We start from the raw sequence: 12,462 nt of genomic DNA on the forward strand, positions 1-12,462 counted from the left end.
ATGCTGACGCTCGCCATTCTGATGCCGCTTCTGGGCGCCTGCGTGCTCGCCTTCGTGCCGGCGATCGGCGAACGGTCGGCGCGATGGCTGGCCGTCTTCGTCTCCGCGCTTCCGCTCGCGCTGCTGCTCGCAGTATGGGCCGGCTTCGACCCCGGCCCGGGGGCTGCTGCCTTCCAGGCCGTGGAGGCGCGGACATGGCTGCCATCGCTCGGCGTCGCCTGGCGCGTGGGCGTCGACGGCGTTTCCCTGGCGCTCGCCCTGATGACGGCGCTGCTCTTCACGGTTTCCATCTTCTGGCCGATGAAGGACCTGGCGCGGCCGCGGCACTACTACGCCTGGTTCCTGTTTCTGGAGTTCGCCTCGCTCGGGCTATTCCTCGCCCTCGACCTGCTGGTCTTCTACGTCTTCTTCGACCTCAGCCTCGTGGGCATGTTCTTCCTGATAGGACGCTGGGGCCATGGCGACGCCCAGCACGCCGCGCTCAAGTTCTTCATCTACACCCTGGCCGGCTCGCTCGCGGTCCTGCTGGGGATCATCCTTCTGGCGCTGGCCATGACGCCGATGAGCTTCGACATGCGCGCCATGATCGAGGCTCAGCCGCTCGCCGGGCAGGATCCGCGCGCCGCATTGGTCCTGCTGGCCTTCGTCTTCGGATTTGCCGTGAAGACGCCCCTCTTTCCCTTCCACACCTGGCTGCCGCCGGCTCATGTCGATGCGCCGGGGCCAGCCTCGGCGATTCTTGCTGGCGTGATGCTGAAAATGGGGACCTACGGCCTGCTCCGGATACCGTTCCAGATGATGCAGGAGACCTTCGCCGAATATGCCCTGCCCATCGCCACCATGGCCCTGATCTCGATCCTCTGGGGTGCGCTGGTGGCGTTCGCCCAGCAGAACCTGAAACGCCGTATCGCCTACACTTCCGTCAACCACATGGGCTACGCCGTGTTGGGCATCGCCGCCGCCGGCGCGCTGCTCAACGGGGAGGAAGCGGCCCGGGAGCTGGCGCTGACCGGTGCAGTGGTCGAGATGGTCGCGCACGGTCTGATCACCGGCGCCCTTTTTCTGATCGCGGGCGCCGTCTGGCAACGGGCGGAGGACTACGACCTCGCCCATTTCGGCGGACTGGCCGCCCGCGCGCCGCGGCTGACCGCGCTCACGGTGCTTGCCGCCTTCGCCAGTCTGGGTCTGCCGGGCCTCGCCGGCTTCGTCGGCGAAGTTCAGATATTCCTCGGCGCCTTCGCCATCTGGCCCTGGCTCGCCGCGATCGGGCTGCTCGGCATCATCGTCTCGGCGGCGCTCTTCCTGCGCATGCTGCAGTCCCTGTTCTTCGGCGAACTGCCGAAAAGCCGCGCGGACTTCCCTGATCTGAGCCGCGCCGAAGCGGCGGCGCTGGGCATTCTGCTGGCGCTGGTGGTCTTGATTGGCGTCTGGCCGTGGTGGCTTCTGGAGACCATCAGGACCGGCGCGGCGTTCGCCACCGGGGCGCCCTGACATGCCGATCGGGGACGTGGCGCCCGAGATCGCGCTGCTGCTGGGCGGTTGCGCTGCTCTTGTGCTCGCCCTGTTCGCGCCGCAGCGGGCGCAGTGGCTCTGCAGTGTCGTCGCGGCGCTGGCGCTGGCTCTCGCGGCGGGATTCGCCTGGTCGCAGATGGAGGCGGCGAAGCTGAGTTTCCAGGGCGTCTGGGCGCTGGACGGCGCTACCGGCTGGGCGCGGCTGCTGATCCTGGCCGCAACGGCCTTGTGTCTGCCGCTTTGTCCGCGCTGGTTCGCCACCGACCGGCGCCACGGTGAGTTCTACACCATGCTGCTGTTCTCGGCGCTGGGGGCCGTCGCCATGGCCGGCGCGGCGGATCTGCTCCAGTTGCTCATGGCCGTGCTTCTCTCCTCGGTGACCGGCTACGCCATTGCCGCCTGGCACCGGGACTGGGCCCTCTCCGTCGAGGCCGGCATGAAGTACTTCCTGGTGGGCGCGCTGGCCAATGCGATGATGGCGATCGGCGTCGTGCTGTTGCTCGGCATGTTGGGAAGCAGCGGCTACGCGGACCTCGCTTCGCGGCTGGCCGCGCCGCAGCAGGCGCCGCTCACGGTGCTGGGTCTTGCGCTGACCCTCCTCGGTCTCGCCTTCAAGATGGGGGCCGCGCCGGCTCATGCATGGATGCCGGACGTGGCCGAGGGGGCGCCCGTGCCGGCCGCCGCCTTTCTGACGGTGGTTCCGAAGATCGGCGCGGCGATCGCCATGGCCCGTCTCGTCGCGCTGTTCCCTGAAGCGGAGGCCGGGGTCCGCTTGCTGGTTGCGGCACTGGCCGTCGCCACCATGACCCTGGGCAATCTTGCCGCGTTCTGGCAGCAGGATGTCCGGCGTCTGCTCGGCTGGTCCTCGGTCTCGCAGTCCGGCTATGCCCTGATGGCCGTGGCGGTGACTGGCCTGACCGACAGGGCGCTGCCGGCGTTGATCGCGTTCCTGGCGGCTTATGGCGTGGCCAACATCGCCGCCTTTGCGGCCATCGCCCACCTGCGGGGGCGGACGGCGCTCGGCGATTTCGCCGGTCTCGGCCGCGCGAGGCCGGTCACCGCCGCAATCCTCATTATGGCCATGCTCTCGCTAGTCGGTATCCCGCCGCTGGCGGGCTTCGTCGGCAAGCTGGAACTGTTCGTGGCGGCGATCCAGGGCGGTCTTTCCTGGCTGGCGGTGGCCGCCCTGGTCAATACGGTGGCCTCGCTGTTCTACTACGCCCGGGTCATGGGGCCGATGTACTTCGCTCGGCCCGGTGGACAGGTTCATGTTCTCGGACGCCAGACCCTGGTGGCGGCGAGCGTCGCAAGCGTACTGGTCGCTCTTGGAGGGATCGGAGCCGGTCGCCTGCTGGTCATGGCCGGAAAAGCCGCCATCCTTCCCTGATCTGTTCCGTGTCCTTGGAGCGGCGGCCACGGCCGTCCGGCTTGCCTGCGAGCCCCGTCGATGGGACGAGCGTCGACGGAATGCCGCGGTTCATATCCGAACCGTTTTCCCCATTTCCTCGATGCACCGGGCTTCTCCACGCCCCTCGCGGCCGAAAGATGAAGGATCGGGAAGATGGCGAAGACCGTCGCGGATTTCATGCTGGAGCGTCTGCGCGACTGGGGCGTGGAACGGGTCTATGGCTACAGTGGCGAAGGCATCGGCGGTATTCTCAGCGCGGTCGAACGCACCGATGGCGACGGTCTGGACTTCATCCAGCCCCGGCATGAGGAGGAAGCCGCCTTCATGGCCTGTGCCCACGCCAAGTACACGGGCGAGGTGGGCGTCTGCATGTCGACCAGCGGACCGGGCGCCATCCATCTGCTGAACGGCCTCTACGATGCGAAGCTGGACCATCAACCGGTCGTCGCCATCGTCGGACAGCAGCCGCGGCCCGCCCTGGGCGGCGACTTCCTGCAGGAGGTGGACCTGCCGGCGCTGTTCAAGGACGTGGCCCACGAATACGTCCACATGTGCGCATCGCCCGAGCAGATGCGCCATCTGCTGGATCGTGCATTCCGGATCGCGAAGGGCTATCGGACGGTCACCGCGCTGATCGTGCCCGCCGACGTGCAGGAAGCGGACGCGGTGGAGGAGCCGCCGCATGGCCACGGCACGATGCACAGCGGGGTCGGCTGCACGCCCGGAGTGGTGACGCCGGACCAGGCGCAGCTGGAACGCGCCGCGGCGGTTCTCAACGAGGGCGAGAAGGTGGCGATGTTCGTCGGCGCGGGCGCGCTTGGCGCGGGCGACGAAGTCATGGAGATTGCGGACATCCTGGGCGCCGGCGTCGCCAAGGCGCTGCTCGGCCGCGCCGCCGTCGGCGACGACGAGCCGGGCGTGACCGGCCAGTCGGGGCTGCTCGGAACCAGGCCTTCCTGGGAACTGGTCCGTGACTGCGACACCTTCTTCATGATCGGCTCCGGCTTTCCCTATGCCCAGTTCCTGCCGAAGGAAGGCGACGCGCGCGGGGTGCAGATCGATATCGACCCGGGGATGCTGTCCCTGCGCTACCCGATGGAGGTCAACCTTCAGGGCGATGCGGGGGTGACGCTTCGGGCGCTGAAGCCGCTGCTCAAACGCAAGACCGACCGCAAATGGCGCAGGAAGGTCGAGGACAATATCGACGACTGGTGGAAGGCCGCGGAGAAGCGGGCGCACCAGAAGGCCGACCCGGTGAACCCCCAATTGCTGTTCTGGGAGCTGTCGCCCAGATTGCCGGACGACGTCATCCTGTCGGCCGATTCAGGCACCTCGACCAACTGGTTCGCGCGCGCGCTGAAGGTGCGGCGCGGCATGAAGGCATCGCTGTCGGGCACGCTGGCCACCATGTGTCCGGCTGTCCCTTACACGACGGCGGCGAAGTTCTGCTATCCGGACCGGCCGGCGATCGGTTTCATCGGCGACGGGGCGATGCAGATGCTGGGTCTCAACGCGTTGATAACCATCGCCCGGTACTGGCGGCAATGGGACGACCCGCGCGCCATCATCTGCGTGCTCAACAATGGCGACCTCAATCAGGTCACCTGGGAACTGCGCGCACAGGCGAAGACGCCGAAGGTCGAGGATACGCAGGACGTTCCCGCCTTCGACTACGCTCACTATGCCGGGACGCTTGGACTGAAGGGCATCCGGATCGAGAAGCCGGAGGACATTGCGCCGGCGTGGGATTCGGCGCTGGCCGCCGACCGGCCGGTGGTGATCGATGCCCTGGTCGATCCAACGGTGCCCACCCTGCCGTCCCACATCACCCGGAGCCAGGCGAAGAGCTACGTCAAGGCGCTGATGAAAGGCGACCCGGAAGCCCGCGCCATCATCTGGCACAGCCTGGAGCGCGGGCTGACACGTTAGTCGCGGCGGGCAGCCGGTGCTTCTGGTCGCATTGGCTTGGTGAAGTTCTCGGTCCTCCCACTCCAATGCGTTCAGCCGCGCAAGCTAATCCGTCGTAGGGCCAGCCCGCGCCTGAACTTCCGGGGAATAGCGTGTCGTCATAGCTCCACCTTCTCAAGGTTCAGAGCCTCCGACAAACCCATCCGCGTGATCCTCGACAACTACGCCGCGCATAAGAAGGACAAGGTCCGCGACTGGCTCGCCCGTCATTCGGGCTGGACCTTCGACTTCACGCCGACCTCATGCTCCGGGCTCAATGCCGCCGAGGGCTTTTTCGCGAAGCTCACGCGGCGCAGGCTCAAACATGGTGTCACCCATTCCGTCGCCGACCTTCAGGCCGCCATCAACTTCTTCGTCCGTGAATACAATGCCCAGAACCTCCGACTGTTAGTCTGGAAAGCCAGTCCCCACGACATCATTGCCGATCGAAATCGAGGGCTCCAAGCGTTGGGATCCATCCACTAGCCGCTAATCAGCTTTCACTTTATCTGATCTGTGAAAAATGATCAGAACGCACCCAAAAAAAATTGCGCTGTCCGCCAGATTGAACACGGGCCAAGCCCAGCTTTCATAGTAGAGAAGGATGAAGTCTGTAACCGCGCCCTGGCGAAACCGGTCGATGATGTTGCCCAAAGATCCGCCGACAATGAGCGCGGCTCCCTGAAAGGGGAAGAATGAGTTTCGCCGGAATGCAAACACCCCAATCCCCAGCGTTACTGCGAGCAATACTGATGCGAGGACGATCTGCTGATTGCCCAACACGTCTGTCAAAAGACCAAAGCTGACGCCGGTGTTGAAGCTCAAGACGAACGAGAAGAACGAGGTGACCTGAATTTCCACAGCGCGGCTGGCGATAAGGACAATAGCCGCGTACTTCGAAGCTTGATCAACGACGATGACCGACACGATCATCATGACGATGACTGCAATTCTCGACTTTCGAGTCGTTTCAACCATCATATCCCGATCTCTAATTGAGCAAGGCCGTGGGCAACCAGATCACGATCTGGGGTATGAATAATACAAGCCCGATGACCATTAGCTGCATGGCCACCAAGGGCACAACACCCCTATATATCTGCATGATATTGATTTCGGGCGGCGCTGCACCTTTCAGGAAAAACAGCGAAAACCCGAACGGCGGTGTCAGGAATGAGGTCTGCAGCACAAGCGCGATCAGCGCTGCAATCCAGACTTTCGCCAATGGTTCAGATCCCACGTAGGCGGCGAAATCCAGGTCCCTGATAACCGGGTACAATATTGGCAGAGACACCAGAATGATCTCAATCCAATCGATGAAGAACCCGAGAATGAACAGGATCAACAGGATGATCAGCAGGACCTGAAAGTCCGAGATGGCAAGCCCGTCAAACAACCCCTCGGCAACATCGTCGCCGCCGTAGAAGCGAAACACCAAGGAGAAGATACTGGCGCCCAGCACGACAAAAAACACCATTGCCGTCAGGATCATTGTGCGATGAAGCGCCTGCTTCAAAAGTGAAAAATCCTGGCCGCGATAAACAAAAATCAGTCCGGCGGCGCCAATGGCGCCAACCGCCGCTGCTTCAGAGGGCGCAACGATGCCGGAAATGATCGCGGCAAGAACCAGCAGGATCAAACCTACCGGTAACACGAAGCTGCGCAATACGTATTTGACGATGGAGATATCGGGCTTTTCGTCACCGGCCATCGAGGCCGCTCGCGGCCTCAGAATGTCCATGACGACAAAGTAAGTCGCAAATGCCAGAGCGAGGATGAGCACTGGCACAATCGGCGCGAGGAACACTGATGCGATTGTTGCTTCGAGCGCGTCAGAAAGGAAAAATAGCATGATGGCCGGGGGCGCGATCACGCCGAGCGTCCCAGCTGCCGCAATCGCTCCTGTCGCAATCTCGGGCCGGTAACGCTGCTCCAGCATCGTCGGCAGTGCAGCAAACGTTATCGTCGCCACCGATGCTCCGACAACACCAGCCATCGGCGCCAGCAGAAGGCCGATGATGATGACCGAAACGCACATGTTGCCGGGAATTTTGGAGATCAGCTTTTGCAGACAAAGCAGGAGCTCGCGCGCCGCGCCGCTCATCTCCAGCGCGACCCCCATGAACAAAAGGAGCGGCACTGCTGGGTAAACAAGGTTCTCTCCAATCGCGCTGTAGATGCGATACGGGATCAGGAAGAACGATTGGATCGGAAATTCGTCGATTACCAATCCGAGGACTGCGAAGCCAGCTCCAACCCCAGCCAGAACGGCGCCTACCGGAAAGCCGCTGAACAACAGCAACGCAAGCGTGACCAGCATCAGAATGGGAAGATAATCGACCAGTATCATTTCCGGTCGCCCCTTTTTCGCCTGCCAGATGCGGCAAGACGAATGCAAGCGGCAAGAAAGAGAAACAGCGCCCCGGCCGGCAGTGCCGCCTTGATGATCCAACGGGAGGACAAGCCCAAAGCGGCCCGAGAGCCTTCATCCTGCACGAATGAAATCCACGCCATGCGCGTGCCGAACCAAAGGATGATGAGTGCGAGTGGAATCAGGAGGATGATAAGCAGGGTGCGTTCGGTCCTCTCGCGCCAGATTGGCGTAAGACGTTGCCGAATGACATCGACGCGTACATGCTTGTCGATCAAATAGGTGAATCCTATCCCGAACATCACGCAGGCAAAGAAGAAATGCCAGGTCAGTTCCTGTAAGGGTGTCGAGCCGAGCTGAAGGAACCGTCGTGTCGCAATATCGAATATTGAGGTGAGCGCCAGCCCGGGAAGAAAGACGAATGCTGCAATATTCCCCGCCAACGTTACAAAGCGGTGCGCCAAGCCCCCTGATCCTGACATGCTGCGTCTCCACGTCCCCCAACATGCCGTTACCCGAATCGGGTCGGCATGATCAGAGGCCTAACTATGCAAGTTCGAGTAACTAGAGGTTCAAGCGGAAAATCAGTTCGTCTACTCAGCTCATCGCCATTTCAGTTGAGGGTTTTCGGGATGGATTGGGCAGTTGGTTGGTCTTGACCCTTCAAACTGGTCCGATCGGGATGCGAATTTTCGGGCACACTTCGGAAGCGAGAGGAGTGCCCAGATGCCGAAGAAGCGATTCACCGATGAGCAGATTGCGTTCGCGCTCAGGCAGGCGGAGGCTGGCACGAATGTTGGCGAGATCTGCCGGAAGATGGGCGTGTCGGAAGCGACGTTCTACCTCTATGGACGGCTCTCCCATTGCAAGTGATCTACGAACGAGTGCCTGGGTCAGTTGCTGACATCTATCCGGCATCTGACAGGCCATGCCTGTTGTGCCCAAATGGGGAATCCGCTCGCGCCGGCCTCTACAGCTGGTAGGCCTCACCGGCCTCGATAAAAATCAGGCTCCTGGCGCGCCGGTCCGACCTGTGCATCTCATTTCTCGATCAGCTCGCAACCTGCAGGCGGGGCCTTCAGTGAGCGTTGTGGTAGACGTCGCCACTTCGGAGCACGGCCCAGATAATCCGTGCATTCTTGTTGGCGACGGCAACCGTGGCTCGGTTGAAGCCACGTCGCTCCCGAAGCTGGTTGACCCAGGTGTTGAAGGGATCGGTCCTTCTGCCCGCTATCCGAACGACCGATCTGGCGCCATGCACCAGCAGGGTCCGCAGGTGCTGACTGCCGCGCTTGGTTATGCCCAGCAGGACAGTACGATCTCCGCTCGAGTGCTGTCTGGGGACGAGACCGATCCAGGCCGACAGGTGACGACCGTTCTTGAACTCCGAACCGTCCCCAATGACAGCGATCACGGCGGTCGCCGTCTTCGGACCGACCCCTTGATCTTTGCGATCCACTGGCACGCTTTACTGGAGCGGAACACCCGCTCGATCTTCTTGTCGAAGGATGCGATGCGGCGATCGAGATCCATGAACAGGTCTTGCAGTTCGCCAATCGCTTCCCGCGCCAGGCCAGTGAGCTCGTTCTCCAAGTCACCGAGGATCTCGGGGATCATGCGCCTGGCGCGGGTGATGCTCCTGGGGAAGGCGAAGCCGCGATCGTGAAGCAGGCCGCGGATCTGGCTGACGACGGCAGTCCGATGATTGACCATGCGCTGGCGTGCCCGGTGCAAGGCCTGGATGTCCTGCTGCTCGATCGTCTTCTTGGGCACGAACTGCATGTGCGGCTGACGGACGGCCTAGCCATCAAGGTCGCGACGAAGGCATCCGTGTCAACGCAGTACGGCCCGGACTGATCGACACCGATATCTACGAATGCGCCGGCATACCCGACCAGGCGAGCCGCGTGGGATCGACCGTGCCGCTCGGCCGCGCCGGCACGCCGGAGGAGGTGGCTGCGGCCGTGGTCTGGCTGCTGTCCGACGCGGCCTCATATGTCTCCGGCGCGCTTCTGGATGTGGGGGGCGGGTGTTAACGAACCGAGCGTGGCCACCTTCGAACCCCCGGCACAGGCGCTCGAGGGCAGGGACGATCACCGCGGCAAGGTCGGTGCTCGCCCGACAGAGCTTTGGGAGCGACGCGGCGACGCCCTGCTCCTGCGCCAGGCAATACCGTTCCCGAAGATGTGACGTCTTGCATCTTCACATCCGGGATCGGGCAACGTAGAAGCATCGGATGATCCGTCGAAGCCGCATGTTTACCATTGTCCTGTTCGCGCTGTTCGCGGCGGGCATGGTCGTGAATTCGGCGGCGACGGCTTCCATGTCGCTGAAGATGGCTCTCGGCGACATCGGCGCGGTCGACATGAAGGACTGCCAGGATTGCGGTGCTGTCGACGACGGCGAGGACAACATGCTGACGTGCGACATTGATTGCACGATCTCCTTTGCGGCACATCTTGGCCAGGGTGACTCGTACACCCCGCGCGTCGCGGAATTGGGCACGCCACCGAACACAAACCATCTGACAGGACGACTCAGTCAGCCCGACCCCTATCCTCCGCGACTCCTCATCTGATCCGACGGCAATCGGAGTGCGCTCCGATTCCTGCGTGCCGGCGCGATACCCGGATGAACATCCGGATCATCGCCCTGACCTCATGCACAGGCCGACATCTCTGTGCGTGGTGCAACCAGAGCATCAGATGAGCACCCAAAATGTCATCAATTCCTACGCTGCCGCTATCGCGGCGAAGCCTGCTGACAGCAATTTCTGCCGGTGCGGCGGGGCTCACCTTGCCGAACCTTGTGGCAAATGCCGCTCGCGCCACCGGGACCAGGGAATTCACGTTGCGCGCGGCGCCCGGTCGGACACGTCTCGCACCTGATCTGCACGGCGAGACGCCGGTCTGGGGTTACAACGGCGCCGTCCCGGGTCCTGAGATCCGTGTTCGCCAGGGCGAGCGACTTCGCATCACGGTCGAGAACGCTCTGGCCGAGGAAACCACGGTCCACTGGCACGGGGTGCGGCTGCCGAACGCGATGGACGGCGTCCCGCACCTGACCCAACGCCCGATCGCCGCCGGCGAGACCTTCATCTACGAGTTCGACGCGGTCGATGCCGGGACGTTCTGGTATCACCCGCACCAGCGCAGCTTCGAACAGGTCGGGCGTGGTCTCTACGGTCCCCTGATCATCGAGGAGGCGGAGCCGTTCCGTGTGGACCGCGAACTGACCTGGGTCCTCGACGACTGGCGGCTGACGCAATCGGCCGAGATCAGCGACGACTTCGGCAACCGCCACGATATCAGCCACGGTGGCCGGGTCGGCAATACGGTCACGATCAACGGCCGCGTGCCGGGCGAATTCCCGGTGCGTAGCGGCGAGCGGGTCCGGTTGCGGCTGATCAACGCGGCGAACGCCCGCATCTTCGGGCTCGACTTCCGGGATCAGGCCCCCACGGTGATCGCACTCGACGGCCAGCCGGTCACCCCGCACGAGCCGCCGAACGGTCTCGTCGTCCTCGGACCGGCCATGCGCGTCGACCTGATCATCGACATGACCGGTGAGCCGGGCAGCCGGGCGACCGTCGCCGACCGCTTCTACGAGGGCCTCGAATACCGGCTGGTCGATTTCGCATATGACCGGTCCCGGCTCCGGGACGATGCGCCCGACTGGCCCGTCGCCCTGCCGGCCAACCCGCTGCCGGAGCCCGATCCCGCCCCGGCGCGCCGGCACGACGTCGTATTCAACGGCGGCATGATGGGCGCGATGGTGATGCGCGAGATGGGCGGCAGCATGGGGCAAGGCGGCTCGGGCGGCATGGGCGGCGGAATGATGGGCATGATGCGCGGCAACGGCGTCTGGTTCATCAACGGCAAGGCCGCCGAGGGCCACGTGCTCGACCCGATGCTGACGCTCGAACGCGGCCGGAGCCATGTCATCGCGATGACCAACGCGACAGCCTGGCATCATCCGATGCATCTGCACGGCCATTCGTTCCGCGTGATCTCACGCAACGGCGCGCCAACGGCCCACCGCGAATGGCAGGACACCGTCCTGATGGCGCCGCGGGAGAAGGTCGAGATCGCCCTCGTCGCCGACAATCCCGGCGACTGGATGTTCCATTGCCACATTCTCGAGCACCAGGCGGCGGGAATGATGGGCGTCATTCGTGTCGCCTGACCCATCGACAAGGAGGAAATCAATCATGCGCAAGATCATTTCGGCGGCCCTTTTCGGGCTGGCCCTCGCCGTCGCGGCGCCAGCGTTCGCCGATCAGCCGTCCCGTGACGTCACATTGTACAAGGCGCCCCAATGCGGCTGCTGCGGAGGTTATGCCGACTATCTGCGGCAGAACGGGTTCGAAGTTACCGTGAAGCCGACCCACGAACTGCCGCAGATGAGCAGGCTGGCCGGAATTCCGGAGAACTTCGAAGGCTGCCACCTGTCAATGATCGACAATTATGTCGTCAGCGGCCATGTGCCGGTCGCCACCGTCGAGCGGTTGCTGAGCGAGAAGCCGAAGATTGCGGGCATCACGCTTCCCGGCATGCCGCAGGGTTCGCCGGGCATGTCCGGCGTGAAGACGCAGCCGTTCACGATCTATGAGATCGGCCCGGTTCCGCCCACGGTCTATGCGGTCGAATGAGGGCGGCGGCCTCGATGTTTCGCGAACAGGGCCGGTGTGCCCTGTTCGCCGCCGGCGTAGCGGCGGCGGCGGTGGTCGCCTGGCCGGCGTCCGCCACCCAGGCGGATCCTGACGAAAGGGCGCAGGTCAAGCGTGGCGGTGAACTCTATGCGCTTCACTGCGCAGCCTGCCACGGCGCGCGACTGGAAGGGCAGCCGGACTGGCGTCGACGCAAGCCGGATGGCCGGCTGCCCGCACCGCCTCACGACGAGACCGGACACACCTGGCACCATCCTGACGCAATCCTGTTCGCCATCACGCGTGACGGCTTCGCCGCGCATGCCCCGGACGGCTACGAGACCGACATGCCGGGCTTCGGCGACGCGCTCTCCGACAACGACATCCGCGCAGTGCTGGCGTTCATCAAATCGCACTGGCCCGAGCATATCCGGGCCCGCCGCCGCGCGGCGGCGGTGCGGATGGAGAAGGAACCAAGGCAATGATGCACGATTCATACGGAATGATGTGGGGCATGGGACTGATCTGGCTGTTGGTCCTAATCCTCCTCGTCCTGGCCATCGCCGCGCTGGTCAA

The 12,462-nt window shown here is 63.6% G+C and carries 12 protein-coding genes and 1 pseudogene; 9 read left to right on the forward strand and 4 right to left on the reverse strand.

The window, feature by feature from the left end; genetic code table 11:
• The 4 genes from TEF_11740 to TEF_11755 all read left to right on the forward strand — a co-directional run bounded on the left by TEF_11740 (window position 1) and on the right by TEF_11755 (window position 5,353).
• The gene (locus TEF_11740; GenBank protein ANK81396.1) at window positions 1-1,491 is read left to right on the forward strand and encodes an oxidoreductase; all 1,491 of its coding nucleotides are present in this window, start codon (window positions 1-3) and stop codon (window positions 1,489-1,491) included.
• Window position 1,492: 1 nt separating this feature from the next.
• Window positions 1,493-2,899, forward strand: coding sequence for an NADH-quinone oxidoreductase subunit L (locus tag TEF_11745; GenBank protein ANK81397.1), 1,407 nt, complete (start codon window positions 1,493-1,495; stop codon window positions 2,897-2,899).
• 174 nt (window positions 2,900-3,073) lie between these two features.
• Entirely contained in the window at window positions 3,074-4,849 is a 1,776-nt protein-coding gene (locus TEF_11750) for a thiamine pyrophosphate-requiring protein (protein ID ANK81398.1), read from the forward strand.
• Window positions 4,850-5,035: 186 nt separating this feature from the next.
• Window positions 5,036-5,353: a hypothetical protein gene (locus TEF_11755; GenBank protein ID ANK81399.1), complete on the forward strand. Its 318-nt coding sequence runs from the start codon at window positions 5,036-5,038 to the stop codon at window positions 5,351-5,353.
• Between the two features lie 3 nt (window positions 5,354-5,356).
• Here TEF_11755 and TEF_11760 read toward each other — a convergent pair whose 3' ends face one another.
• The 3 genes from TEF_11760 to TEF_11770 are packed head-to-tail and all read right to left on the reverse strand — an operon-like array spanning window position 5,357 to window position 7,681.
• Window positions 5,357-5,803, reverse strand: a complete 447-nt coding sequence (locus TEF_11760) for a signal peptidase II (GenBank protein ANK83439.1) — start codon at window positions 5,801-5,803, stop codon at window positions 5,357-5,359.
• Window positions 5,804-5,858: 55 nt separating this feature from the next.
• Complete coding sequence (locus TEF_11765) at window positions 5,859-7,217, reverse strand: C4-dicarboxylate ABC transporter (GenBank protein ANK81400.1); 1,359 nt, start codon at window positions 7,215-7,217, stop codon at window positions 5,859-5,861.
• Window positions 7,214-7,681, reverse strand: coding sequence for a hypothetical protein (locus TEF_11770; GenBank protein ANK81401.1), 468 nt, complete (start codon window positions 7,679-7,681; stop codon window positions 7,214-7,216). Before TEF_11770 ends, TEF_11765 begins: the two co-directional genes overlap by 4 nt.
• A gap of 283 nt (window positions 7,682-7,964) precedes the next feature.
• On the opposite strand from TEF_11770, the gene TEF_11775 reads away from it, so the two are divergent.
• Window positions 7,965-8,111, forward strand: a complete 147-nt coding sequence (locus TEF_11775) for a transposase (protein ANK81402.1) — start codon at window positions 7,965-7,967, stop codon at window positions 8,109-8,111.
• Window positions 8,112-8,316: 205 nt separating this feature from the next.
• Here the strand turns inward: TEF_11775 and TEF_11780 are convergent.
• Window positions 8,317-9,038, reverse strand: a pseudogene (locus TEF_11780) (transposase).
• 454 nt (window positions 9,039-9,492) lie between these two features.
• Between TEF_11780 and TEF_11785 the strand changes: the two are divergent.
• From TEF_11785 to TEF_11800, 4 genes are all read left to right on the forward strand, one after another.
• Window positions 9,493-9,816 (forward strand): hypothetical protein, encoded by a 324-nt coding sequence (locus TEF_11785; GenBank protein ID ANK81403.1) that lies wholly within the window; start codon window positions 9,493-9,495, stop codon window positions 9,814-9,816.
• A 140-nt stretch (window positions 9,817-9,956) separates the two neighbouring features.
• Complete coding sequence (locus TEF_11790) at window positions 9,957-11,423, forward strand: copper oxidase (protein ID ANK81404.1); 1,467 nt, start codon at window positions 9,957-9,959, stop codon at window positions 11,421-11,423.
• Between the two features lie 25 nt (window positions 11,424-11,448).
• The gene (locus tag TEF_11795) at window positions 11,449-11,889 is read left to right on the forward strand and encodes a metal-binding protein (GenBank protein ID ANK81405.1); all 441 of its coding nucleotides are present in this window, start codon (window positions 11,449-11,451) and stop codon (window positions 11,887-11,889) included.
• Window positions 11,890-11,903: 14 nt separating this feature from the next.
• On the forward strand, window positions 11,904-12,371 hold the full coding sequence (locus tag TEF_11800) for a cytochrome C (protein ID ANK83440.1): 468 nt from the start codon (window positions 11,904-11,906) through the stop codon (window positions 12,369-12,371).
• The last annotated feature ends 91 nt before the right edge of the window (window positions 12,372-12,462 follow it).

The organism is Rhizobiales bacterium NRL2, assembly GCA_001664005.1.
GTDB lineage: Bacteria > Pseudomonadota > Alphaproteobacteria > Minwuiales > Minwuiaceae > Minwuia.

Coding starts and splice junctions, on each gene's coding strand:
- TEF_11740 (ANK81396.1), top strand. CDS start 1: ATGCTGACGCTCGCCATTCTGATGCCGCTTCTGGGCGCCTGCGTGCTC.
- TEF_11745 (ANK81397.1), top strand. CDS start 1,493: ATGCCGATCGGGGACGTGGCGCCCGAGATCGCGCTGCTGCTGGGCGGT.
- TEF_11750 (ANK81398.1), top strand. CDS start 3,074: ATGGCGAAGACCGTCGCGGATTTCATGCTGGAGCGTCTGCGCGACTGG.
- TEF_11760 (ANK83439.1), bottom strand. CDS start 5,803: ATGATGATCGTGTCGGTCATCGTCGTTGATCAAGCTTCGAAGTACGCG.
- TEF_11765 (ANK81400.1), bottom strand. CDS start 7,217: ATGATACTGGTCGATTATCTTCCCATTCTGATGCTGGTCACGCTTGCG.
- TEF_11775 (ANK81402.1), top strand. CDS start 7,965: ATGCCGAAGAAGCGATTCACCGATGAGCAGATTGCGTTCGCGCTCAGG.
- TEF_11785 (ANK81403.1), top strand. CDS start 9,493: ATGTTTACCATTGTCCTGTTCGCGCTGTTCGCGGCGGGCATGGTCGTG.
- TEF_11790 (ANK81404.1), top strand. CDS start 9,957: ATGTCATCAATTCCTACGCTGCCGCTATCGCGGCGAAGCCTGCTGACA.
- TEF_11795 (ANK81405.1), top strand. CDS start 11,449: ATGCGCAAGATCATTTCGGCGGCCCTTTTCGGGCTGGCCCTCGCCGTC.
- TEF_11800 (ANK83440.1), top strand. CDS start 11,904: ATGTTTCGCGAACAGGGCCGGTGTGCCCTGTTCGCCGCCGGCGTAGCG.